The 25,517-nt window shown below is 39.6% G+C and carries 25 protein-coding genes; all 25 read left to right on the top strand.

Features of this window, described 5'->3' with window-relative positions; all coding sequences use genetic code 11:
- Positions 1-54: 54 nt before the first annotated feature.
- The 25 genes from ACOI1D_RS11615 to spoIID all read left to right on the top strand — a co-directional run bounded on the left by ACOI1D_RS11615 (position 55) and on the right by spoIID (position 25,429).
- The gene (locus tag ACOI1D_RS11615) at positions 55-1,086 is read left to right on the top strand and encodes an L-threonylcarbamoyladenylate synthase (protein ID WP_422501454.1); all 1,032 of its coding nucleotides are present in this window, start codon (positions 55-57) and stop codon (positions 1,084-1,086) included.
- Between the two features lie 109 nt (positions 1,087-1,195).
- Positions 1,196-1,750, top strand: a complete 555-nt coding sequence (locus ACOI1D_RS11610; RefSeq protein ID WP_422501453.1) for a manganese efflux pump MntP family protein — start codon at positions 1,196-1,198, stop codon at positions 1,748-1,750.
- A 142-nt stretch (positions 1,751-1,892) separates the two neighbouring features.
- Positions 1,893-2,498, top strand: coding sequence for a low molecular weight protein arginine phosphatase (locus ACOI1D_RS11605; protein WP_422501452.1), 606 nt, complete (start codon positions 1,893-1,895; stop codon positions 2,496-2,498).
- A 54-nt stretch (positions 2,499-2,552) separates the two neighbouring features.
- Positions 2,553-2,993 carry a ribose 5-phosphate isomerase B gene (rpiB, locus tag ACOI1D_RS11600; RefSeq protein WP_422501451.1) on the top strand — a complete coding sequence of 147 codons (441 nt, stop codon included), beginning with the start codon at positions 2,553-2,555 and terminating at the stop codon, positions 2,991-2,993.
- Positions 2,994-3,033: 40 nt separating this feature from the next.
- Positions 3,034-3,606, top strand: coding sequence for a TIGR01440 family protein (locus ACOI1D_RS11595; RefSeq protein ID WP_422501450.1), 573 nt, complete (start codon positions 3,034-3,036; stop codon positions 3,604-3,606).
- Positions 3,607-3,715: 109 nt separating this feature from the next.
- A complete protein-coding gene (gene glyA / locus ACOI1D_RS11590; protein ID WP_422501449.1) occupies positions 3,716-4,951 on the top strand; it encodes a serine hydroxymethyltransferase in 1,236 nt (411 codons plus the stop codon).
- 875 nt (positions 4,952-5,826) lie between these two features.
- On the top strand, positions 5,827-6,456 hold the full coding sequence (upp, locus tag ACOI1D_RS11585; protein WP_422501448.1) for a uracil phosphoribosyltransferase: 630 nt from the start codon (positions 5,827-5,829) through the stop codon (positions 6,454-6,456).
- Between the two features lie 19 nt (positions 6,457-6,475).
- The gene (gene wecB, locus ACOI1D_RS11580) at positions 6,476-7,588 is read left to right on the top strand and encodes a non-hydrolyzing UDP-N-acetylglucosamine 2-epimerase (protein ID WP_422501447.1); all 1,113 of its coding nucleotides are present in this window, start codon (positions 6,476-6,478) and stop codon (positions 7,586-7,588) included.
- A gap of 158 nt (positions 7,589-7,746) precedes the next feature.
- Positions 7,747-9,915, top strand: a complete 2,169-nt coding sequence (locus ACOI1D_RS11575) for a S8 family serine peptidase (protein WP_422501446.1) — start codon at positions 7,747-7,749, stop codon at positions 9,913-9,915.
- Positions 9,916-10,417: 502 nt separating this feature from the next.
- Positions 10,418-10,786 carry an ATP synthase subunit I gene (locus ACOI1D_RS11570; RefSeq protein ID WP_422501445.1) on the top strand — a complete coding sequence of 123 codons (369 nt, stop codon included), beginning with the start codon at positions 10,418-10,420 and terminating at the stop codon, positions 10,784-10,786.
- 23 nt (positions 10,787-10,809) lie between these two features.
- Positions 10,810-11,532, top strand: coding sequence for a F0F1 ATP synthase subunit A (atpB, locus tag ACOI1D_RS11565; protein WP_422501444.1), 723 nt, complete (start codon positions 10,810-10,812; stop codon positions 11,530-11,532).
- A gap of 93 nt (positions 11,533-11,625) precedes the next feature.
- On the top strand, positions 11,626-11,838 hold the full coding sequence (gene atpE / locus ACOI1D_RS11560) for a F0F1 ATP synthase subunit C (protein WP_422501443.1): 213 nt from the start codon (positions 11,626-11,628) through the stop codon (positions 11,836-11,838).
- Positions 11,839-12,029: 191 nt separating this feature from the next.
- A complete protein-coding gene (atpF, locus tag ACOI1D_RS11555) occupies positions 12,030-12,557 on the top strand; it encodes a F0F1 ATP synthase subunit B (protein WP_422501442.1) in 528 nt (175 codons plus the stop codon).
- Positions 12,554-13,099 carry a F0F1 ATP synthase subunit delta gene (locus ACOI1D_RS11550; protein ID WP_422501441.1) on the top strand — a complete coding sequence of 182 codons (546 nt, stop codon included), beginning with the start codon at positions 12,554-12,556 and terminating at the stop codon, positions 13,097-13,099. The genes atpF and ACOI1D_RS11550 overlap by 4 nt, the downstream gene beginning before the upstream one ends.
- Positions 13,100-13,117: 18 nt before the next feature.
- Positions 13,118-14,626, top strand: a complete 1,509-nt coding sequence (gene atpA, locus ACOI1D_RS11545) for a F0F1 ATP synthase subunit alpha (RefSeq protein ID WP_422501440.1) — start codon at positions 13,118-13,120, stop codon at positions 14,624-14,626.
- Between the two features lie 303 nt (positions 14,627-14,929).
- Complete coding sequence (atpG, locus tag ACOI1D_RS11540; protein ID WP_422501469.1) at positions 14,930-15,790, top strand: ATP synthase F1 subunit gamma; 861 nt, start codon at positions 14,930-14,932, stop codon at positions 15,788-15,790.
- A 39-nt stretch (positions 15,791-15,829) separates the two neighbouring features.
- A complete protein-coding gene (atpD, locus tag ACOI1D_RS11535; RefSeq protein ID WP_422501439.1) occupies positions 15,830-17,236 on the top strand; it encodes a F0F1 ATP synthase subunit beta in 1,407 nt (468 codons plus the stop codon).
- Between the two features lie 118 nt (positions 17,237-17,354).
- Entirely contained in the window at positions 17,355-17,750 is a 396-nt protein-coding gene (locus ACOI1D_RS11530; RefSeq protein WP_422501438.1) for a F0F1 ATP synthase subunit epsilon, read from the top strand.
- Between the two features lie 402 nt (positions 17,751-18,152).
- The gene (locus ACOI1D_RS11525; protein WP_422501437.1) at positions 18,153-18,383 is read left to right on the top strand and encodes a DUF1146 family protein; all 231 of its coding nucleotides are present in this window, start codon (positions 18,153-18,155) and stop codon (positions 18,381-18,383) included.
- 148 nt (positions 18,384-18,531) lie between these two features.
- Positions 18,532-19,251, top strand: a complete 720-nt coding sequence (locus tag ACOI1D_RS11520; RefSeq protein ID WP_422501436.1) for a YwmB family TATA-box binding protein — start codon at positions 18,532-18,534, stop codon at positions 19,249-19,251.
- Positions 19,252-19,284: 33 nt separating this feature from the next.
- Positions 19,285-20,622: a UDP-N-acetylglucosamine 1-carboxyvinyltransferase gene (gene murA, locus ACOI1D_RS11515; protein WP_422501435.1), complete on the top strand. Its 1,338-nt coding sequence runs from the start codon at positions 19,285-19,287 to the stop codon at positions 20,620-20,622.
- Between the two features lie 398 nt (positions 20,623-21,020).
- Positions 21,021-21,848 (top strand): M55 family metallopeptidase, encoded by an 828-nt coding sequence (locus tag ACOI1D_RS11510; protein ID WP_422501434.1) that lies wholly within the window; start codon positions 21,021-21,023, stop codon positions 21,846-21,848.
- Between the two features lie 141 nt (positions 21,849-21,989).
- Positions 21,990-22,910 carry a S66 peptidase family protein gene (locus ACOI1D_RS11505; protein ID WP_422501433.1) on the top strand — a complete coding sequence of 307 codons (921 nt, stop codon included), beginning with the start codon at positions 21,990-21,992 and terminating at the stop codon, positions 22,908-22,910.
- Positions 22,911-22,969: 59 nt separating this feature from the next.
- A complete protein-coding gene (locus ACOI1D_RS11500) occupies positions 22,970-23,905 on the top strand; it encodes an NlpC/P60 family protein (protein WP_422501432.1) in 936 nt (311 codons plus the stop codon).
- Positions 23,906-24,295: 390 nt separating this feature from the next.
- On the top strand, positions 24,296-25,429 hold the full coding sequence (gene spoIID / locus ACOI1D_RS11495; protein ID WP_422501431.1) for a stage II sporulation protein D: 1,134 nt from the start codon (positions 24,296-24,298) through the stop codon (positions 25,427-25,429).
- Positions 25,430-25,517: the final 88 nt, after the last annotated feature.

Below are 25,517 nucleotides of genomic sequence, written 5' to 3'. Positions count from 1 at the left end.
TTGCGAAATTTAGTACCTTCTATTAAAATAAATAATAGAAGTGAGGTAGAAACGATGACACATACCATTAGATGGAATCTACACGGAATCACAAAAATAAATAATCGAGAAATAAAAGAAGCAGCACGATTCCTTAGAGACGGGATGACTGTTGCTTTTCCTACTGAAACAGTCTATGGATTAGGTGCAGATGCAACAAGTAAAGAGGCAGTTGCCAAAATTTTTGAAGCGAAAGGTAGGCCTGCTGACAATCCATTGATAGCTCACGTCGCAACGAAAAAACAATTAGAAGCACTTGTGGATAATTTGCCTGAATCAGCAGAAAAGCTAATCGATGCATTTTCCCCAGGTCCTATTACGTTTGTTTTGCCTAGTAACGGAACGTGTGCGGAAAATGTAACTGCTGGATTATCCACAGTGGCAATTAGAATACCAGACCATCCAGTAGCAATCCAATTGTTAAAAGAGGTGGATATTCCAATTGCTGCTCCCAGTGCCAATCTTTCTGGAAAACCAAGTCCAACTACTGCTGACCATGTATGGATGGACCTGAATGAAAAGATTAACGGATTAATAGATGGGGGAACAACTGGTGTTGGTTTGGAGTCAACAGTAATTGACTGTACTGGGGAAATTCCAATTATCCTGCGCCCGGGTGGAATTACCATGTCTCAAATTGAGGAAGTAGTTGGTAAGGTGCTAGTTGATCCTGCTTTAGCAAATAAGTCTGAAAAACCAAAATCACCCGGTATGATGTATACACACTATGCTCCAGAAGCTCCCCTATGGTTAATAGCAGGATCTGTGGATAAGCTTCAGGAAATTATAGGTTATCAACAACAAAGCGGCAAACGAGTTGGTGTGATGGCAAGCGATGAAACAGCCAATGCATTACAAGCCGATCAAGTGGTTAAGCTCGGATCAAGCGAAAATCTGACGCAGGTAGCAATTAACCTGTATCCAGGATTGCGATCATTTAAACAGGCAACTATCGACCTTATTCTATGTGAGACGTTTTCTGAAAAAGGCATCGGACAAGCTATTATGAATAGACTGGAAAAAGCAGCAACCAAATACGTCAAATAACCACGAACAGATCATTTATTTTTCGACAAGTGCCAGGCACCACTTCGGCCATCATATTCTTTCTTGGACTAGCATACATATTTATGGACGAGTCTGAGGAGGATGGTTGATGTTTGAGGAACATGCAGGGGAACTTGTATCGTTGTTATTTATGGCGTTTGCGCTTGGAATGGATGCATTTTCAGTTAGTTTAGGAATGGGAATGCAGCAAATCCGGTTAAAACGTATTGCATTCATAGGAATAGTTATTGGTTTTTTTCATATGATCATGCCCTTTACCGGCATCATGCTTGGAAAAGCAATTTCAGGTCAAATTGGAGATATAACGGTTTTTATTGGTAGTTTACTGTTAATTGTAATCGGTTCTCAAATGTTTTTCTCTGCTTTTAATAACGAAGCGAGAAAGATTATCCAACCAACTGGATTTGGTCTGCTGCTCTTTGCAATAAGTGTTAGCTTAGACAGTTTTTCTGTTGGCTTAAGTTTAGGTATGTCTGGGGTTAAAACAATTATTGCATTAGTTTTTTTTGGTGGAATTAGTATGGTTTTAACCTGGACTGGAATGATAGTTGGAAAAAAAGTATATGGGTTCCTAGGGGTATATAGTGAAATGCTGGGGGGAAGCATTCTTTGTGTGTTTGGCCTTCTTTTACTATTTGGCTAGTTCATCCAGATGTCCTTAAAACCGTTTACGCTTTTGTCTGACAATAACGCCCTTTCTGTGGTATAGTTTGACCAGGAGTTAGTTTGTTTTTCTAACTTGTTGGATCATATACGCTGTTGAGTCCCAGGGAGGTTACGCATTTATGAACATCTTGTTTATTTGTACAGGAAATACATGTCGAAGTCCAATGGCCGAAGCATTGATAACTCATAAACTACCGCATGCTACTGTTCAGTCTGCGGGTATTTTTGCTGGACAAAATCAGCGGGCAAACCATACGGCAATTGAAGCCCTTAATAGAAAAGGGATAAAGCTAAACCATCAATCACAACCGGTTACAGATAAGCTTCTTCAATGGTCGGATTTAGTCCTTACGATGACTACACAGCATAAACAGTCGTTGATTTTACAGTACCCAGAATTCCAGGATAAGTACCATACATTAAAAGAGTATGTTTCTGACTCAGACAATGATGTTTGGGCTGAATTAAAAACAATTCAAGCAAATTACCAGGAAAAGAGAGCTGTTTTTATTCAGGAAAATCAGCATAAAATGGACAAATCAACATTAGAAAAAAAATTAAATGAGCATTTAGGAAAAGACTTACAGAAAATAAATGGCCTCGAATCCAGCCTTATCGACTATGATATATCTGATCCTTTTGGCGGCAATTTAACTGTGTATCAAGAAACATTAGAGGAATTAGACACGTATATATCGCAGTTAATTAAAAAAATCGAAAAGTAATTCAAAATGGTGCATAATAGGAATAAGAATTGATGGATTAGGAGTTGAATTTGAATGAAAGTAATTTTAACAGCAGACCATGCAGGAATGACCATTCGAAAGGAAGTTATTGAGCTTCTTGATGAGCTGGAAATAGAATATGAAGACACCGGCTGTGACTGCAAGAGTTCAGTAGATTATCCTGATTATGCTTTACCGGCAGCAGAACGTGTTGCAAATGGTGAATTTGATCGAGGGATATTTATTTGCGGAACAGGAATTGGGATGTCAATCGCCGCTAATAAAGTAGAAGGGATTAGATGTGCATTGGTTCATGACAGCTACTCAGCGAAATTAACCCGTCAGCACAATGATTCAAACGTACTTGCAATGGGTGAACGTGTCATTGGACCAGGGCCAGCTCGCGAAATCGCAAAAATATGGCTGCAAACCGAATTCGACGGTGGCCGTCACGCAAACCGCATCGAAAAAGTAACCACATACGAAAAACGGTGACAGGCACCACCAACTTTAATTTTGAGGGCGGGTGATTGTGGTGGTTGAATTGAAGGAGCAGGTGAAAGGTAATATTGACGCTGTTGTAAGTGAGTGGATTAAGCGTGATGACCTAAAACCTGATGATCTTTTCGTCATTGGATGTTCGACAAGCGAGATTGCTGGTGAACATATTGGTACGTCTGGAAGCGAGGAGCTGGCAGCTGTTATATTTGCCGGCTTACTAGACTTGAAAAAAGCTACCAATGTAAAACTAGCTTTTCAATGCTGCGAACATTTAAATAGGGCTTTGGTAATAGAGCGTGATTCATTCGACGCGCGTTTTCATGAAGAAGTTTCTGTTATACCGGCCCCAAGAGCAGGTGGATCAATGGCAACCTATGCTTTTAAGAACATGAACAATCCAGTTGTTGTGGAAAAAATCAAAGCTAAAGCTGGAATAGACATAGGGGAAACCATGATCGGCATGCACGTAAAGCATGTTGCAATTCCGCTTCGTTTCGAACAAAAGACGATTGGAAATGCACGTGTTACAGGTGCAAAAACCCGACCAAAATTAATTGGTGGGGAACGGGCAATTTATACCAATGCAATAGAAAATAAAAGCTGTTAACAGGTAAGAAGGTATAAATACTTTCTTACTACATAAGTGCAACTAAGGCACGCGCCATTAAGGTTTAGCGAATGCCAAATTTTCTAACTATTATAGGAGGTTCTTAACTATGGAACAAGTTAAACAAGGTGACCCAGAATTATACGAGGCTATTCAAAACGAGAAAAAACGTCAACATGACAAAATTGAACTAATTGCGTCAGAAAACTTTGTCTCAGAAGCGGTCATGCAAGCAATGGGCTCAGTTTTGACGAATAAATATGCGGAAGGCTATCCAGGCAAACGCTATTATGGTGGCTGTGAACATGTCGATGTTGTGGAAAACTTAGCACGTGACAGGGCAAAACAATTATTCGGTGCAGACCATGCCAACGTTCAACCACACTCTGGAGCTCAAGCAAATATGGCAGTATATTTCAGTGTGCTAGAGCCTGGTGATACTGTTCTAGGAATGAACCTCAATCATGGCGGCCATTTAACACACGGCAGCCCTGTTAATTTCAGTGGAACATTGTATAATTTTGTTGATTATGGTGTAGAAAAAGAAACAGAGCAGCTTGATTACGATGTTGTTTTGAAAAAAGCACAAGAAGTACAGCCTAAGTTAATTGTTGCAGGGGCAAGCGCGTATTCGCGTCATATCGATTTCGCTGAATTCCGTAAGATTGCCGATGCTGTTGGAGCTTATTTGATGGTTGATATGGCACATATTGCTGGCTTGGTTGCAAGCGGGCTTCATCAAAATCCTGTTCCATATGCAGATTTTGTTACGACGACTACGCATAAAACTTTACGTGGTCCACGTGGTGGAATGATTTTATGTAAGGAAGAATTTGCAAAGAAAATTGATAAGTCAGTATTCCCTGGTATGCAAGGTGGTCCATTAATGCATGTAATCGCTGCAAAGGCTACTTCATTCAAGGAAGCTCTTACAGATGAATTTAAAACGTACTCAAAAAAAATTATCGAAAATGCAAAATCATTAAGCGATGCACTACAAAAAGAGGGCGTGCGTATTGTATCTGGTGGTACAGACAACCATCTTTTACTATTAGACGTTACGACGCTAGGTCTAACAGGTAAAGTAGCGGAGAGAGTGTTAGATGATATTGGCATTACAACAAATAAAAATACAATCCCGTTTGATGTAGAAAGTCCATTTGTTACAAGTGGTGTTCGAATCGGAACAGCTGCAGTTACAACACGTGGTTTTGGCAAAGACGAAATGGAAGAAATTGCATCAATCATTTCATTCACACTAAAAAATCATGATAACGAAACAAAATTAACAGAAGCAGCAGACCGCGTATATGCACTGACAAACAAACACCCATTATATGCTTAAGAAACCAGACGCTCCTACCCGGGGCGTCTTTTTTTTAGGCGCTTTTCGTAAGTTTTGTTGCTTTTTAGCCTTCACAGTTTATAGAAACTGCGAAGTAGTTGCTATGTTTATCTCCTACCACCTTTTACTAAATTGATGCTAATCCAGCGCTCCGGAAAAACACTCGTTTTCCATGGGGAAAGCTTCAGCCTCCTGAGCTGAGCAAAGACAGCTCACTGCGGGGTATTCAGACTGTTCCTTTCGAGGCCGCTGAAAAACTTAAATATGGTACAAAATGTGTCGATCTACCATCGAATCTTCGAATATACTTCGCGCACCTTAGGGAGAGTGCCGAGCCTCCTCGGACTACCGTCCTGCGGGGTCTCGTCGATCTCTTACTTCCCGCAGGAGTCTACGTATATTCAAGATGCTAATTTGAAGTGAAAAGTTAAATTTTAAAATCTACCGCTTTTTCAGTGGCCTGGTTCCTTTCCCATAGGAGTCTCGCATTTTCCCTCCGCTGTATGGTTAACGATAGAAATCATTTTTGTGGTTTTGTGATTCAATTTCTCACAATTATGGCAGTTGATTGGAGCGGAGGACCGTTGACTCCTGCGGGAACAGCACGAGTCTGAAGACCCCGCAGAGTGGTTTTCTCGAGGAGGCTGAAGCCGTGCCCGCGGAAAGCAACGGTCAGCAGCGGAAATCAACCAGCAGTTACTTCGCAGATTTTGTAGCATAAACAACAATCTTTTAGAAAACAGCCTTATTTTAAGCACCTATTTTTCGACAGGGGTCAGGCACCTGTCGAAAAATAACCGACCAAAACTTGAAACGGTGTCGATTTTTCAGTACAATTTTATAGATGCAAGAAATTTGAAGGAGTGGTAGGTTTAATGGGAAAAGTACTCGTACTGGATCATCCGTTGATTCAACATAAATTAACGTACATAAGAGATAAGAATACAGGAACAAAAGAATTTCGTGAACTAGTTGATGAAGTTGCAATGCTTATGGCTTTTGAAATTACACGAGATCTGCCGTTGCTTGATAAAACCATTGATACACCAGTAATGGAGGCACATACGAAGGTACTTGCAGGTAAAAAAATCGGCCTAATTCCGATCCTACGCGCAGGGCTTGGAATGCTTGATGGTATGTTAAAGTTGATCCCGGCTGCACGTGTTGGACATGTTGGGTTGTACCGCGACCCGGAAACACTTCAACCAGTCGAATATTATGTCAAACTTCCATCAGATATCGAAGAACGTGAATTAATCGTAATTGATCCAATGCTTGCAACTGGCGGCTCGGCAGTTGACGCAATTCATGCATTGAAAAAACGTGGAGCTAGACAAATTCGTTTCATGTGTCTAATTGCCGCACCAGAAGGCGTAGAAAAATTAAAGGAAGAGCATCCTGATGTAGATATTTATATTGCAGCACTTGATGAAAAACTGGACGAGCACGCGTATATTATCCCTGGACTTGGTGATGCAGGGGATCGATTGTACGGAACTAAGTAAGTAGTGGGGTGTAGGATCAATGAGTAAACGGATCAAAGTAATGACAATATTCGGGACAAGACCAGAAGCAATCAAAATGGCTCCACTCGTCCTTGAATTAAAAAAAAGAACAGATGTAATTGAACCGATCGTAACTGTAACCGCCCAGCATCGTGAAATGCTGGATCAGGTTCTGGAGATATTTGATATCACACCAAATTATGATTTGGACATCATGAAACAAAGGCAAACACTTGCGCAAATCACAACACGAGCACTAGAGGGTTTGGACGAAGTAATGAAAGAAGTAAAGCCGGATATTGTGCTTGTTCACGGTGATACAACAACAACGTTTGCAGCATCACTTGCAGCTTATTATAACCAAATTGCAGTTGGTCACGTCGAAGCAGGTTTACGTACATGGGATAAATATTCGCCATACCCGGAAGAGATGAATCGTCAGCTTACAGGAGTTATGGCAGACCTTCATTTTTCTCCAACCGAAAAGTCAAAACAAAATCTGTTAGCTGAAAATAAACCTGAGGATCGTATTTTTGTTACAGGAAATACTGCTATCGACGCATTAAAAACAACCGTTGATGCTTCCTATGCTAGTCCGGTTCTTGATGAGCTTGGTGATAAGCGCCTCGTTCTCATGACCGCACACCGCCGTGAAAATCTGGGCAGCAACATGGAGCAAATGTTTCGCGCTATCAAACGTTTAGTCGAAGCACATGACGATGTTCAGGTAATTTATCCAGTTCATTTAAATCCAGTTGTACAAGAAACTGCAGCAAAAATTCTTGGTGATGATGACCGGATTAAGTTGATTGAACCACTTGGTGTCGTAGATTTTCATAATTTCGCTTCACGCTCCCACCTCATTTTAACTGACTCTGGTGGCGTGCAGGAAGAGGCGCCATCACTCGGAGTACCTGTATTGGTTTTGCGTAATACAACCGAGAGGCCAGAAGGAATTGATGCAGGCACATTAAAGCTTGCTGGTACCGACGAAGATACAATCTTTAATCTAGCAAACGAACTATTATCAGATAAAGCTGCACATGAAAAGATGAGCAAAGCTTCCAATCCATATGGTGATGGAAAAGCTTCTGAGCGCATTACCGATGCGATAATAGGGTATTTTAACTAGATGAAAAACACCAAAAGTGCTGCCAATAATGGTAGCACTTTTTTTGATTAGAATATTAATACACACGAAGTTTCATTATCTATGACCGAAGTAATACTTTCATGCATGTTTTTGGGTGTTTTTTCAAAAGCTAGGTTAAAAAGGGGACCTCATAAACTATGCGATTACTTATTAAGCTGACAATTATACTAATTATTACGCTAACAACCCAACCACTATCAGTTCTTGCCTCTGAAAAAGATGCTGTTTCTGTCATCATTGAAGTGGAGGGTGACCCGGAGAAACGTAAAGAATACCTGCAGACCTATTTCCCATATGTGGAAGTGGTGGCAACCTACGATAAGTTATTTAATGGGTTAGCACTAAAGTCATCTCCGCGTAATTTAACAGAAATGGGTTCTCTGGATTTTGTAAAGGCTGTACATCCTGTCAGAACGTACAAAGCATTGTCCGCTAAGTCCAAGGAAACGGCAGTTACACCATATAACCTGAACAACACAACGTACACTGGTAAAGGGGTGAAAGTGGCGATAATTGACACAGGCATTGACTATAATCACCCTGACCTTGATGTTAACTATGTCGATGGCTATGATTTGGTGGATCTTGACGATGATCCGATGGAGACGTTACTGGATCAGGGAATCCCCACCCTTCATGGGACGCATGTTGCAGGAATTATTGGGGCTGATGGAGAGGAATTTCAAGGTGTTGCACCAGACGCAGAATTGTATGCCTACCGCGCGCTCGGTCCGGGAGGTAGTGGCACGTCAATTCAGGTAATCGCTGCGATGGAACAAGCAATAAGGGACGATGTAGATATTATAAATCTATCTTTGGGTAACAGTGTAAATGGGCCAGACTTTCCTACAAGTGTAGCAGTAAACCGCGCCGTTAAGCTTGGTGTAGCAGTAGTTATTGCTAATGGGAATGCCGGTCCTGCAGACTGGACAGTAGGATCACCAGCAACCGCATCGAAAGCTTTATCAGTTGGTGCATCAACCTACCCAGAAAAAACACCTTACCTTTACGAGTCCTTTCTTGATAAATCAATCCCACTGATTTCGATGGCAGGGGCTCCAGAGTGGGATTTCTCGAGAGATTATCAGATTGTATCAAGTAACGAAGATAAACTGTATGGAAAAATTGCTTTAATCGAGCGTGGTAACAAGATTCCATTTTATGAAAAGGCTAAAGTTGCCGAGGAAAAAGGTGCTGAAGCAGTAATTATTTATAATAACGAAAAAGGGAATTTCAATGGGTCTGTTGTGAACCAGCAAAACCCAATTAAAATTCCAGTTGCTGCTGTTTCAAAAAAAACAGGTCAATGGCTACTGAAAAACCTGGAGGAAAAAAGCTTTTACATGGATACAAAGTATAAGGAAGTCCCCTCCACTATTGCATCCTTTAGCTCTCGAGGACCGGTCACGGTTAGTTGGGACATTAAACCAGACGTCGTCGCACCTGGAGCTAATATTTTAAGTACAGTGCCCAATGGATATGCATCACTGCAAGGAACCAGTATGGCGGCACCACATGTTGCAGGTGCTTTAGCGCTGCTTAAACAAGCACACCCTGATTGGACAGTTGGTCAATTGACGAATGCTTTAAAAACAACTGCTCAGCCGTTGACCAGTGCAAATGGTATGCTATTGGATCCTACTTTACAAGGAATGGGGTTAATCCGGCCACAGGCAGCAATTCAAACCGATACCATATTACACGAACCCTTACTTTCTTTTGGGAAAATTGAACAGGGTAATGAGCAGAAAACTGTTGATTTAACAATTGAAAACACTACCAGCCAGGAACAGGATTACCATTTCATTATTCCGGACCAGGAGAAAGGATTGCGGTGGCTTCTGCCTCAGGAGGTAACCGTAAAGCCGCATTCTAAACAAACGGTACAGGTAAAACTGGATGTAACATCTAATTGGATCGAAGAAGGAATTCATCAAGGCTATCTAACACTTAACAGTGGAAGTAACTCGTTCAAACTACCATACTTATTTTTAAACAAATCCGGAGAATACCAAAAGGCGATGGGACTCGAATTTTTACTCAAACCCTTCTCAGATGACACCTTTGTTTATCGGATGTATCTGACGGAAGAGTTGGAACATGTCGCGGTAGACCTTTACAATCCACATACACTTATCCATGAAAAAACACTATTTGAAATCGAAGAACCGGTAGTAGGCATGAATGAGGGGTTTTTGGATGAAAAAGAAGTGGAAGTTTCTGGTCAATACAAGGTTCTCATAACCCTGACTCTTAAAGATGGGACATATGATAGTTATCTGACAGAACTGGAAATAAAGAAATAAGCATTCGTCACAAAACCGTCACGCAATTAGCACCTGTTTTCCTTTATAATAAAGTGCAGAGTGTTATTAGAGTGGAGCCTACCTATTACCATGCAAAATATGTCGCCTAAGCAGGGTGAATTAAACGTCTATTAAAAAATAAAAATACATAGATTTTCCAATTGTATTTTGTCTCACAAACTAATTGACAACACTTTGTGGCTATTGTACACTTGCGTAGTGTGGAATGATAAGGTTTTCATTATACTGCAATAATTATGTTCTTATGTCGGCTATTCGACACGCTTTTTAAGAATGAATTATTCTGCATAGATCTTTTTCTCTTAAATGCACTTTTAAGTGATTTTAGAAGGAATAGATTGATTGGTTGGAAGCTATCGTTTTTCTAACTGGTAGCATGCTTGTTAGAATAGCTTTTAACTAAAACGCAACAAGCTCATCACTAGAACCTACTATTTTAAAGGTAGATTTCAGAGCTATCATTGACGGGGGTATAGCAACAATGAAGCAGTATGGAATAATGATAACCCGTCAACGCAAGTGGATGCTCTACCTTCTCGCAATTCTGATACTTGGAGCAGGGTTCACACCTTATCTTCGTATCTTCCTCGGACTTCTTTTAGGATCTATAATTAGTTTTTATAACTTATATATTCTGCAAAAGAAGATTTACGACTTTGGAGAGGCCGTAGTAAAAAAGCAATCCGTAAAGGGACTAGGCACTGTATCGCGATTTGCTGCCGTCGCACTCGCAGTGATCATAGCACTTCAGTATGAAGATTATTTTTCTGTAAAAGCCGTAATAATTGGACTAATGACATCTTACATCGTCATTGTCATAGATTTTATGGTGTTCAAATCTAAAGATTAGTGCTTGAGAGAGGGGTGAATAACGTGGATCACACAGCACCAATAGTAGAAGATGTTTTAGGGATATCCTGGCTTGATTTCAATCTATCCAATGTCCTGATGATTGCAATTGCTTCGTTGATTGTATTTGTTCTTTGTGTACTAGGGGCTAGAAAACTCCAAATGAAGCCAACCGGTACACAGAATTTCATGGAATGGATCCTTGACTTTGTAAAAGGCATGATTAGCGACACGATGGATTGGCAGACAGGTAAGGTTTTCTTGCCACTGGGATTGACGCTCATTACTTACATTTTAGTAGGGAATATAATGGGGGTAGCATTCATGGCAGTATTTGGCCATGATTTATGGTGGAAATCACCTACATCTGATCCAGGTGTTACATTATCACTTGCAGCAATGGTCATACTTTTATCAAATTTTTATGGCATCAAGGTAAAAGGAGCAAAAGAGTACGGTAAAGAGTTTTTAAAACCATTTCCGGTATTCTTACCTATTAAGATAATTGAAGAATTTGCAAACACCTTGACACTCGGTCTTCGTCTTTTCGGTAATATTTTTGCCGGCGAGGTATTACTTGGGTTATTGGTAGGTGTAACAACTTCAGGTGTCTTAGGTTTCCTAGGTGGTGCAATTCCAATGTTGGCATGGCAGGGTTTCAGCCTTTTCATTGGAGCTATCCAGGCATTTATTTTCACAATGCTGACAATGGTGTACATGTCACATAAAGTAAGCAGCGACCATTAAGGTCATCAATATTTGGTATTAACCGGCTTTGACAGCAAGACTGATTAAAGCAGATAAAAAATAAAACAAATTATATCGAGGAGGATTTATATTATGGGAGCTTTAGCAGCTGCAATTGCAGTAGGACTAGCGGCATTAGGTGCAGGTTTAGGTAACGGTTTAATCGTATCACGTACAGTTGAGGGGATTGCTCGTCAACCAGAACTTAAGAATCAACTTCAAACTACAATGTTTATTGGTGTAGGTCTAGTTGAGGCAATGCCTATTATCGCAGTAGTTATCGCGTTAATGGTTATGAATGGATAAAAGTTTTAAAAAGGCGGAGATAATCTAAAGATAGATTCTTCGCCATTATTTTCAATAAGTAATAGTAAGAGAAATACTCATGACCTTCAAAACAAGAGGGAACGATGATTTTAATCCTCTTCTTAATAAATAAAATAAACCAAATTTTAAATATGCAATTCCCACAAAGTTAGGTGAAAGGAGTGAATTCTGTGCAAGCATTCACTGGGTTTTCTACACTAAATGCTGTTATCGGAGGACTTCACATTGGTGACATGTTAGTCCAACTATTCTTCTTTATCGTTTTACTGTTCTTGGTAAAGAAATATGCATGGGGTCCTGTTATGGGAATGATGCAAAAACGTGAAGAATACGTAGCGAATGAAATAGAAGCTGCAGAGCAGAACCGTGCTGAATCAGAGCGTGCATCAAAAGCCGCTGCAGAGCAATTGCGCCAAACAAAAGAAGAAGCGCAACAAATTGTTGAAGATGCCAAAAATATTGGTGAAAAACAGGAACAAAAGATTATTGAGTCTGCACGTAAAGAAGCAGAACGCATTAAAGTTTCAGCACAAGAAGAAATCAAGAATGAAAAAGAAAAAGCCATCCAGGCGTTACAGGATAAAGTGGCTTCATTATCAGTTCTAATTGCCAGTAAAGTAATTGAAAAAGAACTTAACGCAAAAGATCAGGAAAAACTGATTAACGATTACATTCAAGAGGTAGGAGAAGAGCGATGAGTGAAGCAGTAGTTGCTAAACGTTACGCAGAGGCTCTTTTTCAGGTTGGAACTGACAAGTCAACAATCGATCAATTGGATAAAGAAATGAATGTTTTACAACAGGTTTTCAAGCAAAACAGCAATCTTCTCCCTTTTTTAACAAATCCACGTGTGGAAAATGCTAAGAAAAAGCAATTTTTAACAGAAGTATTTAAAGGGATTTCTACTGATCTACTGAACACAATGAAATTACTTGTAGAACGTAGTCGTGTGGAACTTATGCCATTTGTAGTGGACCATTTCATCCACATGTCGAATGATGCAAAGGGAATTTCTGATGCAACTGTGTATTCAGTTCATGCTTTATCTGAAGATGACCTTAAAAAGCTTAGCAAGACATTTGCAAAGCGCTTTGGAAAAAAATCAATCAATCTTGAGAACAAAATAGATCCTTCGATTATTGGCGGTATCAAACTTCGCATGGGTAACTCGATTTATGATGGGTCCATTAGTGGAAAACTGAAACGCATCGAACGGAGTATTGTATCTGCAAACAAATGATGATAGGGGTGAAGTGGTATGAGCATCAAAGCTGAAGAAATCAGTACGCTGATTAAACAGCAAATCGAAAATTTCGATTCTGATATTGAAGTAAGTGACGTGGGAACAGTTATTGAAATTGGTGACGGTATCGCACGAGCTCACGGCCTTGACAATGTTATGTCTGGAGAGCTAGTTGAATTTTCTAATGGTGTTATGGGATTAGCACAAAACCTTGAGGAAAGCAATGTTGGTATTGTAATCCTTGGACCTTATACAGGAATCAAAGAGGGCGATGAAGTTCGCCGTACAGGTCGCATTATGCAAGTACCTGTTGGGGAAGAACTTCTTGGTCGTGTAGTTAATCCACTTGGACAACCAATTGATGGTGGTAAAAAGCTTGAAACAACAAAGAAACGCCCAATCGAAGCACCTGCACCAGGTGTAATGGATCGTAAATCTGTTGATGAGCCATTACAAACAGGAATTAAAGCAATTGATGCAATTGTACCAATAGGACGTGGACAGCGTGAGTTAATCATCGGTGACCGTCAAACTGGTAAAACAACAGTCGCAGTCGATGCTATTATTAATCAGCATGACCAGGACATGATTTGTATCTATGTTGCAATTGGCCAAAAAGAATCTACCGTTCGTGGAACAGTAGAAACTTTACGTCGATACGGTGCACTGGATTATACAATCGTTGTATCTGCAGGTGCATCTGATCCTGCTCCATTATCATACCTTGCTCCATATACAGGTGTAGCAATGGGTGAGGAATTCATGTACAACGGAAAACACGTTTTAATAGTATATGATGACTTATCAAAACAAGCGGTTGCATACCGTGAGCTTTCATTATTATTACGTCGTCCACCAGGTCGTGAAGCTTTCCCAGGTGACGTATTCTATCTGCATTCACGTTTACTGGAGCGTGCCGCTAAGCTAAGTGATGCAAAAGGTGGCGGTTCAATGACTGCTCTACCATTTGTTGAAACACAGGCAGGCGACATTTCTGCATATATCCCAACGAACGTAATTTCGATCACTGACGGACAAATCTTCTTACAATCAGATTTATTCTTCTCAGGCGTTCGCCCAGCGATTAACGCAGGGTTATCGGTATCACGTGTAGGTGGTTCTGCTCAAATTAAGGCAATGAAAAAAGTTGCTGGTACACTACGTTTGGACCTTGCGTCTTACCGTGAACTAGAAGCATTTGCCCAGTTTGGTTCTGACCTTGACAAAGCAACACAAGCGAAACTAAACCGTGGTGAACGGACAGTTGAAGTACTAAAACAAGGCTTACACAAGCCGCTAGTAGTTGAAAAACAAGTAATGATTATTTATGCATTAACAAAAGGCTTCCTAGATGACATTCCAGTAGAAGACATTACGCGCTTCGAAAGTGAATTCCATTTATGGCTTGATGAAAATGGTAAAGAAGTACTTGCAACTATTAAAAACACTGGAAAACTCCCAGAAACAGAAGACATGAACAGTGTAGTAGAAGCATTCAAAAAAGTATTCCTACCTACAAAATAAAAAGCGAAAGCGCCTGGTCAGCAACGTATGGACTGTGCCCACGCAACGTGGGTAGTTCGATTTTGCCACGCAAAGTGGCGGTGTTAATCGAACCTCCCTTCATAAGAGATAAAGGAAAGCCAAAAGGTGTACTTCCTTTTGAGCTTGACTTATCGAAAACACTGGGAAGGAAGTTCACTAGTTGCTAGGCGCTGCAGCTGGATTAATAAAAAGCGAAAGCGCCTGTTAACAGGTGCTAACGCTGTATATAGCTAATATAGTTAAAGTGCAAGCAACCTTTGAATGAAAGGGTGGTGGAAAAGCTTGGCATCACTAAGAGATATTAAAAGTAAAATTGACTCAACGAAAAAGACAAAAAAGATAACAAAAGCTATGCAAATGGTTTCTGCATCAAAGCTAAACCGTGCAGAGCAAAATGCAAAATCTTTTGTTCCTTACAGTGAAAAGATTCAAGAGGTCGTATCGAATATAGCACAAAACAATTCAGATGTTAGTCATCCGATGCTAGAATCTCGTGAAGTTAAAAAGACAGGTTACCTGGTTATAACATCTGATCGTGGATTAGCAGGAGGCTACAACAGTAGTGTTTTGAGAAAACTTCATCAGACAATCAGTGCTAACCACAAGTCAACTGATGAGTATACAGTGATTGTTGTTGGACGTATTGGCTATGAGTTTTGCAAAAAACGTAATATGCCAGTTGCCAAGAAAATAATCGGTATTGCGGATCAGCCTGACTTTGCTGAAATTAAAGAACTTGCTTATGAAACAGTGCAAATGTATATTGGCGAAGAAATTGATGAGCTCCATATTTTCTATAACCATTTCGTGAGCGTAATCTCGCAGGAGGTTACAGCAAAAAAAGCACTACCACTTACTGCCCTAACAGGTGGAGGAAGTAGTGTAAGTCAATATGAATATGAGCCAGATCAAGAAAAAATCTTAGAAGTTCTTCTGCCACAATATGCAGAGAGTCTAATTTATGGAGCATTACTTGATGGAAAAGCAAGTGAACATGCTGCCAGAATGACTGCAATGCGCAGTGCTTCTGATAATGCAGATGACATTGTTGATGATTTATCACTAAAATATAATCGTGCACGTCAAGCAGCAATAACACAAGAAATCACAGAAATAATTGGTGGGGTAGCAGCGCAAGAGTAATACTTTGATCAATTGACAAGTTAGTAAGGAGGGAAATCGATGAGTAAAGGACACATTACACAAGTCATGGGACCGGTAATCGACGTTAAGTTTGAAGACGGAAATCTCCCAGAAATTTATAATGCTGTAACAGTCACGCTTAATGCCGGTACAGAGAAGAGCTTTCTACTTACGTTAGAAGTAGCACTTCATCTTGGCGATAACTCTGTTCGTACAATTGCTATGCAATCAACAGATGGTGTTATGCGTGGAATGGAAGTAGTCGATTTAGGTAGACCCATCACAGTACCGGTTGGAGAAGAAACGCTTGGCCGCGTATTTAACGTATTAGGTGACAACATTGATCTTGATGAGCCACTAGATAAAGGTATTCGTCGTGATCCAATTCACCGTGAGTCTCCTAAGTTTGAAAACTTAGCTACAGAAACAGAAGTATTGGAAACAGGAATCAAAGTTGTTGACCTTTTAGCACCATATATCAAAGGTGGTAAAATCGGTTTGTTCGGTGGAGCTGGTGTAGGTAAAACTGTACTTATCCAGGAGTTAATTAACAACATCGCACAAGAGCATGGTGGTATTTCAGTGTTTGCCGGTGTAGGTGAACGTACACGTGAAGGTAATGACCTTTACTTTGAAATGAGCGATTCAGGAGTTATCAAAAAGACAGCTATGGTATTCGGTCAAATGAACGAGCCACCAGGTGCACGTATGCGTGTAGCGTTAACTGGCTTAACAATGGCTGAGTATTTCCGTGATGAACAAGGACAAGACGTTTTGTTCTTCGTTGATAATATTTTCCGTTTCACTCAAGCAGGTTCAGAGGTATCAGCATTACTTGGACGTATGCCATCTGCCGTTGGTTATCAGCCAACACTTGCAACAGAGATGGGCCAACTACAAGAACGTATTACGTCAACTGACAAAGGTTCAGTTACATCAATCCAGGCTATTTACGTGCCTGCCGATGACTATACTGACCCAGCGCCAGCAACAGTATTTGCGCATTTGGATGCAACTACAAACTTAGATCGTAAATTATCTGAGCAAGGTATTTATCCAGCAGTGGATCCCCTTGCATCAACTTCACGTGCCCTTGACCCTGAAATTGTTGGTCAAGATCACTATAAAGTTGCAACAGAGGTTCAACAGACTCTACAAAAATATAAAGAGCTTCAGGATATCATTGCTATCTTAGGTATGGATGAACTTTCAGACGAAGATAAGCAAACAGTATCTCGTGCACGTCGTATCCAGTTCTTCCTATCACAGAACTTCCACGTAGCTGAACAGTTTACTGGTCAAAAAGGTTCTTATGTACCATTACAAGAGACTGTAAATGGCTTTAAAGAAATTCTTGATGGAAAACACGACAACTTACCAGAGGATGCATTCCGTTTAGTTGGACGCATTGAAGATGTAATTGAAAAAGCAAAAGAAATGGAATAAAACGACACAATGGTGTCTGCGCCAAATGGTAGAGGAACCCTATACCAATTTTGACAAAGTGTGAGTTCAACCTCCGATCTTTGTCACGCATGTATACCAGTCGCTAGGAGGGGTTACATTGAAAACACTAACTGTGAGTGTTGTTACTCCTGATGGTCCAGTAATGGAAGATAGTTTTGATATGGTAAGCTGCAAAGCAGAGTATGGGGAACTTGGTATTCTTCCAGGACATATCCCTTTAGTCGCTCCATTAACCATAAGCGCTGTTCGTTTAAAGCGTGGAAACGATGTGGAACGAATCGCTGTAAGTGGCGGATTTTTGGAGGTACGCCCAGATAAAGTAACAATACTTGCTCAATCTGCGGAAAAGCCTTCAGAGATAGATGTGGATCGTGCACAAGAGTCAAAAACACGTGCAGAAAGCCGTCTACAGACCAAACAAGACAATATCGACTTCCAACGGGCAGAATTAGCACTCAAACGGGCAATGAACAGATTGGACATCACTCGTTAATAAAAGAAAACTTGGCTTATCGCCAAGCCTTAATGGCACTTATGCAGTAATGAAAGTTTTGAAACTATCCTTACACTTACTGTTAAAAAAGCCTCTCAGTTATTAATAATAGCTGAGAGGCTTTTTGCATATGGAGAAATAGGCCTTGCTCGCGGCCAGGAATCGTCCGTTAATCGGAAATATCACCCGTCATCAGGTTCTAAAAATCCGAGAAATCCAGCATAACTCCAACTAAAAGTCGACATTCGACTAAATTTTAAAAATACTAATGTATTGCCCGGGAAATATCGACAATATATTCATCTTTGATAGATGCTGCACTCTAAATCGTTGACAATTTTTCTTGTTAATGGCAATGTAACAAATGAAAAGAAAACTTAGTGACTAATAAGGAGCGTAAATATGGTTTCGATTGGACAAATGGCGATAGTAAGTATGATTTCACATCTACTTTTCATAGCAATTACATGGCATGTTATGCAGACAATAAATTTTGATCCACTTTTTCGGAAAGGCAAGATAGTAGAAGCAAGAATACTACTCATCTTTATAGCGATAGTAATTGGAACTGGAGTAAGTAGATTCTTCCTAGATATCCTTACATGGTCTCAAAATATGATATTCGTTTTTTAAATAAAAGTTTAGATTTTCATTTGCAATCTATATAAAGGAAAGGCGAGGCGGTATGCTCCATACTGCCTCGCTTTTCTTTTTTTGAGCAGTATGATTTTATTTTTTTTGTTAATACTAGATACATAGATTGATAAGGAGGATAATTTTAATGAAAAAAATTGCACTTATTTTTATATTTTTTTTACTTATAACAACTCATGTTTCAGCTTACAATACTAATTTGACTAATGACGAGATGATCCAGCTAGCAGGCTTAACAAAGAAAACAGGTTTAGAGATTGATGAATGGAGGGTAACGATTAAAGAAAATATTCCAAAAGAAAAATTGATGGAGCATGTAAATACATTAAAAAATAGTTACTTAGCCTCTTATTCAGAAGACAAAAATGTTATAAAATATTCATTTGGGAGCGTACAAAAAAGTGATGCTGTATACGTAAGGTATACTGTCATTATTCCAAAGAATGAAGACTTTAAAGCAGAACTTGTTTCTGTAATTTCAGGTAAGAATTGGAACGAAGAAGTTAAAAATGAATATATAAAATTACACAAATCTATTGTTTTGCAATATTTCACTGAGAATTCTATAAAATTTTCTTGTATGAGCACTAAAAGTAGTGATACAATGAAAAGTGATTATTTGGTAGAGTTTCTAAAGAAAAAGCTAAAATTACAGCACATAACAACACAACAAGACAATGTTGATCGAGCTATGAATAAAAAAGTTATTACTGGGTATACACAATTATGGAACCAGAAGTTAAACATTATGGATAAGCCCATGAATGTAAACATTGCAATTACAGATACTAAAAATGGGAAAACGAAAGTTACGGTAGGAACACCTATCCTGATTATTGAATATTAATATAGTGAAATTGGAACATAAGGAGATTGGATTATGGAAAAGATCATCGTACGCGGTGGGAATCAATTAAATGGCACCGTTAAAGTTGAAGGTGCTAAAAATGCTGTCCTTCCTGTTATCGCCGCAAGTATTTTAGCAAGTAAAGGAAAGAGCGTCATCACGGATGTTCCTACGCTCGCAGATGTATATACGATAAACGAAGTAATACGAAATATGAATGCTGATGTGAAATTTAAAAATAATATAGTGACAGTTGATGCTACACAAGAACTTATGACAGAAGCGCCATTTGAATATGTTCGAAAAATGCGTGCGTCCGTATTGGTTTTAGGGCCACTCCTTGCCAGGTACGGTCATGCGAAAGTTGCGATGCCTGGTGGGTGTGCAATTGGATCACGTCCAATTGATTTACACTTAAAAGGCTTTGAAGCAATGGGTGTTGAAGTTCATGTTGGCAATGGCTTTGTAGAGGCAACTGTTCCGGGTCGTCTAAAAGGCGCTAAAATTTACCTGGATGTACCAAGTGTTGGTGCAACGGAGAATATTATGATGGCAGCCGCATTAGCAGATGGAAAAACAATCCTTGAAAACTGTGCGAAAGAGCCTGAAATAGTCGATCTTGCAAATTATCTAAACAAAATGGGTGCAAATGTTGTAGGAGCAGGCACTGAAACAATTCGTATAGAGGGTGTTGAGTGTCTTTATGGCGCAGAGCACGCTATTATTCCAGATCGTGTTGAAGCCGGTTCATTGATGGTTGCGGCTGCAGTTACAGGTGGAAACGTTTTAATTCAGAATGCTGTTAGTGAACATTTACGATCATTAATTTCGAAGCTTCAGGAAATGAACGTAATTGTCCAGGAAGAAAATGATGGAATTCGTGTTATTGGTGCTGATGTACTAAAGGCAACTGATATTAAAACATTACCACATCCAGGATTTCCAACTGATATGCAATCACAAATGATGGCACTAATGCTATGCGCGGAAGGTACAAGTGTTATTACAGAAACTGTTTTTGAAAACAGGTTTATGCATGTTGAAGAATTTCGCCGAATGAATGCTAAAATCCGGATTGAAGGTAGAAGTGTAATTGTTGAAGGCCCTACGGATTTACAGGGTGCTGAAGTAGCAGCTACCGATCTTCGTGCCGCAGCAGCGTTAATTATTGCTGGTTTAAAAGCAGAAGGATTCACGCGTGTAACCGAATTAAAGCATTTAGATCGCGGTTATGTTGACTTTGCAGGAAAGTTGGCAGCATTAGGTGCAGATATTGAACGTGTTGATGAAAATGGAGATGTGGTTAATTCCTATCAGCAGCATGAAACAGAGACAAATGCCATAGAGTCTATGGCGGCTAAACTATCTTAATTAATATTCTACTCTATGGGAAAGAAATGAATAAGAAGCATGGTTAAACCAATAATTTATCCAGTGCTTTTTAGAAGTTCCCTTAACCTCTTAAGCCTTGCTTACTAATAATGTAGGCGTGGCTTAAAGTTAACGGACACCTGACCAAAGAGAATTCCACCAGGTGAAGCAAACAATGTTTCATCTTTTTTTGTGTAATTTTTTATGGGCATAAGCAATTTTATAGACAGGTAAGAAAGTATAAAAGGCATTCGCTATTTAGGCTTGGCGTATGCCAAGTTTTCTACTATACTTTTAGTATTATCAAATTGTTGCAAAAATACAAATATAAAAGACAAGTTTGTTTCGTATTACTTTGACTGTGTAGCAAGTCTAACAACTATATAGGGGGTTTGTAAATGAAGTTATATGTATCCGTTGACATGGAAGGGATTACAGGGTTACCCGATTATACATATGTTGATTCGAAGCAAATAAATTATGAACGTGGTCGAAAGATAATGACCGACGAAACAAATTATGTGATTGATGCGGCTTATCAATTTGGCTGCTCTGAAGTAGTTATAAATGACAGTCATTCCAAAATGAATAATATCCTAATCGAACAGCTGCATCCGTATGCCCAATTAATTACAGGTGATGTGAAGCCGTATTCAATGATGCAGGGTCTCGATCGATCATATGAGGGTGCCATGTTTGTAGGGTATCATGCACAAGCAGGGAAGTTTGGTGTGATGTCCCACGCAATGATACACGCTGTCAGAAACTTTTTTATAAACGACAAGCCTATTGGTGAATTGGGTTTCAATGCGTATGTAGCAGGTTACTTCGGTGTGCCGATTCTCCTGGTGGCTGGCGACGATCAAGCAGCTGCAGAAGCGGAGGCCCTGATACCTGGTGTAACGACAGCTGCAGTTAAGCAAACTGTTTCCAGGTCTTCAGTTAAAAGTCTAACACCTAAAAAAGCGGGAGAGCTTTTGACAGAAAAGGTTGCAGCGGCTTTGGAAAATAGACACAATGTACACCCATTAACACCACCAAATAACCCAACGTTGAAAATCGAGTTTTCAAATTATGGTCAAGCTGAATGGGCTAATTTAATGCCAGGCACCTCCATAGTACCTGGGACAACAATTGTAAAATTTGAAGCAAAAGATATCTTGGAAGCGTATCAAGCAATGCTTGTAATGACAGAGTTGGCAATGAATACAGCATTCTCATCCTAATCATGCCTGTTAAAGTCGTTTTAAACTTACTTTAAGCCGTTTTAGTGTTTTTTATAGGTCCATAGTCACTTACATGCGAAACAGTGATCTGGAGCAGGTAATTAGCAGATTGGAAATAGCTTTGCAAAAGGGGGATGTCAGGTGTTACTACCGCAGCGTCTTGTGAAAGGAGATACCATTGGCATTATTGCGCCGGCAGGTCCTGTAAATCAGTTTAATCTGAAACGGGCGCTACCTTTTTTTGAGAAAATGGGTCTCCACGTTAGATTAGGTAAAAATATAGAAAAAGTTCATGGCTATCTAGCTGGAACAGACGAAGAACGATTAAACGACTTACATGAAATGATTGCCGATTCAGCAATAAAAGCAATATTTTTTGCGCGTGGTGGCTATGGAACAGGTCGGATTGCTTCAGATATTGATTATGATTTAATTAAACGTAATCCTAAAGTTCTATGGGGATATAGTGACATTACTTATTTACATAATGCCATACACCAAGTGACTGGACTTGTTACGTTTCATGGACCAATGCCAGCATCTGATATGGGAAAAGATGATTTTCATGAGCTTTCTATAAAGCAATTTGAACAATTATTCAAACCAACTACCCTCGTCTATTCGGAGGCAATCTCCAGCATTGAAGTGCTAAACCAAGGCGCAGCGACGGGGCCAGTAGTTGGGGGTAATTTGTCGTTACTGGCAAGTTCTATCGGTACACCTTTTGAAGTCGATACAAAAAATAAAATATTGTTGATAGAGGATGTCGATGAGGTCCCTTATAAGGTGGATGGAATGCTAAATCAACTAAGGCAGGCGGGAAAACTGGCTGAGTTAACAGGCATTCTGGTTGGAGACTTTTCAAATGCTGCCCCCAGGAATGGCAAACCTTCTTTGTCATTAAAGGAAGTCTATCGGGATTACTTTGGAAGTCTGGCAATACCAGTTATGTCAGGGTTTAAAATAGGACACTGTCAGCCCCATTATGCTATACCACTAGGTGTTAATGCGAAAATGTCAACGAATGATAAGATTGTAAGGTTTGAACCAGGAGTACAGTGAGTTTACCAGAGTTATTGAGGTAAGTGTAAGTACTTTCCGCGGGAGAGGAATGGAGTAAAATGATTAATCAAACGTTTGATGAAAATGAAATTTGGGTTGTTGCAGTACAAGTAGCGACTGTTTGGACATCAAAAGAATCCACGCGTAGAATTGACGAACCAGGTTTGCTAAACCCAACTGATATGGATCACTGGGTTACAAAATTAACAACTGAACAAAAGACTGCTCTTTGTGATGAGAATAGAGTTCAATCCCAGCTTCTTTACGGAGAAACAGTTGAAGTAACCTTAATAGATGGAGATTGGGCACAGGTGGTGATACCAACACAACCCTCTAACAAAGATAATCGCGGTTATCCAGGTTGGGTCCCATTAATACAGCTTGAAAAAGTAGAAAAAGAGTACTGGGATCAATCAAAGTCTGCAGCCGTTATTTCTAAAAAGGCCTGGCTTGAAGGTGACAATGGGGAGAAGGTAATGAAGCTAAGCTACATGACGTGTCTGCCTGTGTTGGGTGAACATCCAAGAAAGATAGAAGTTGCGACACCAAATGGTACAAGAATTTTACCAAATGAAGTTGTCCATATTTATGAAACAAAGGCAGGGCTGGAAAAAAAGAACGGTACTGCAATAGTGGAAGCAGGAGAGCAATTCATGGATCTTGCCTATTTTTGGGGTGGTATGAGTTCGTTTGGATATGATTGCTCTGGATTCAGCTATGCAACACATAAAGCATGTGGCTACCAAATCCCACGCGATGCCACAGAACAGGCTGAAGCAGGGGAGCATGTTGCATATGGAGATCTGTTACCTGGCGATTTATTATTTTTTGCATATGAAGAAGGAAAGGGAGATCTTCATCACGTAGGAATATATTATGGGAATGGTCAAATGATTCACTCGCGGACAAATGGAAAAGCGGTTGAAATAACAAATATTGCTGACACTGTATACGAAAAAGAGCTATGTGAAATGAGACGATATTGGCATGAATAAAACCTGTAAACGTGTGTAAAATCTGTAAGTCTATTAGAATAACAAATAAGAGAAAGAGGATAGCAGTCTGCTGTCCTTCTTTTTTTACCCAAATTTCTTCTATTGTGTCCCCCTTTTTACCCCCTTAACAATATGCTAGTCCATGAATGTAGCCATATATTGACGTGCTAACAATCACAGAAGAACTGCTGAATCCCCAACATAAAAATCCAATTTTTTGTTCTATTGTTTTCCAAAAATGTATACGTTTAATAGTAGATATACTAGATGGATATTGCTGACTTTCATACAACAAACTTCGCCTTTCGCTAGGTGCAACCTTATAAGAAAGCGATTTTAAAGCAACCAATCCCACTAAACATCCACTACTAACACAAAAGGAGGCAATCAATGAACAAATCATCGTCAAAAAATCGAAAGTCTAACACCTATGATTACATTAAGCGTAAAAAAGCACTTCAACATAAGCAAAGTCATCATCAATCACTGAATCTAAAGGGTGACGGTTCTTCATCTTTTCTGAAAAGTCCAGGATTCCTAGTTATAGGAAGCTTGATCATGATTATCTTGATTATGCCAACGCTAATTGTGGCACCCTTTATTAATATGGATGACCAGGAAGCAGTTACAGGTGAACTGCAGCAACAGAGTCCACAGCTTGAGATTGCTGAATCACCTATCTCTGTGGCAGTAATGCGAGCAAGTTCAGATAAAGTTGAGGATGTTCCCTTGGAGAATTATGTTGCTGGAGTGGTGGCATCTGAAATGCCTGCTAATTTTGAGAAAGAAGCATTAAAGGCACAGACACTTGCTGCACGAACGTATGTTGTTGCGCACATGCTCCACCAACCTAAAAAAGAATCGAAAATTGCTATTACAGATACTGTGCAACATCAAGTATATAAGGATGAACAGGAACTAAGGAGAATATGGGGCACAGATTATGATTGGAAAATGAGCAAAATTATCGAAGCAGTAGAAGCTACTCAGGGCGAAATTATCACTTATAAGGATAAACCAATTACGCCCACATTTTTTTCAACAGGTAATGGATACACAGAAAACTCTGAGGACTACTTCAAAAGTAAATTTGCATATTTGCGCAGCGTGGAAAGCCCATGGGATAAAGAATCTCCAAAGTATTTGGATCAAGTAACAATACCAATTAAGGAAGTAGAAAAAAAACTACAGCTCGAAATTCCGAGTAAAAAAACATTATCATTAAAAGCATCACGGACAGAGGGTCATCGAATTGATCAACTGTCAATTGGAAATAAAACTTTCTCAGGGAGAGAAGTTCGTAAAAAGTTAGACTTAAGATCGAGCGACTTTACAATAGAAAAGAAAAACGATCATTTGATTTTTACAACAAAGGGCTATGGACACGGTGTAGGCATGAGTCAATATGGTGCAAATGGTATGGCTAAGGAAGGGAAAAGCTACAAAGAAATCCTAACCTACTATTATAAAGGTGTAGAGATTAGTAAAGTAAGTGAATCAGCACCAACATTAGTATCAAGATAAATTAATTTTGTAGGGCAGATATCTAGTAGATTGTTGTTTCGATACAGAAACTGTAAACTGCGACGTAGTTGAAAATCTTTTATTGACG

Source organism: Virgibacillus sp. DJP39 (assembly GCF_049310925.1).
Taxonomy (GTDB): Bacteria; Bacillota; Bacilli; order Bacillales; family Amphibacillaceae; genus Virgibacillus_F.
This window is presented reverse-complemented; position numbering and strand designations above follow the sequence as displayed.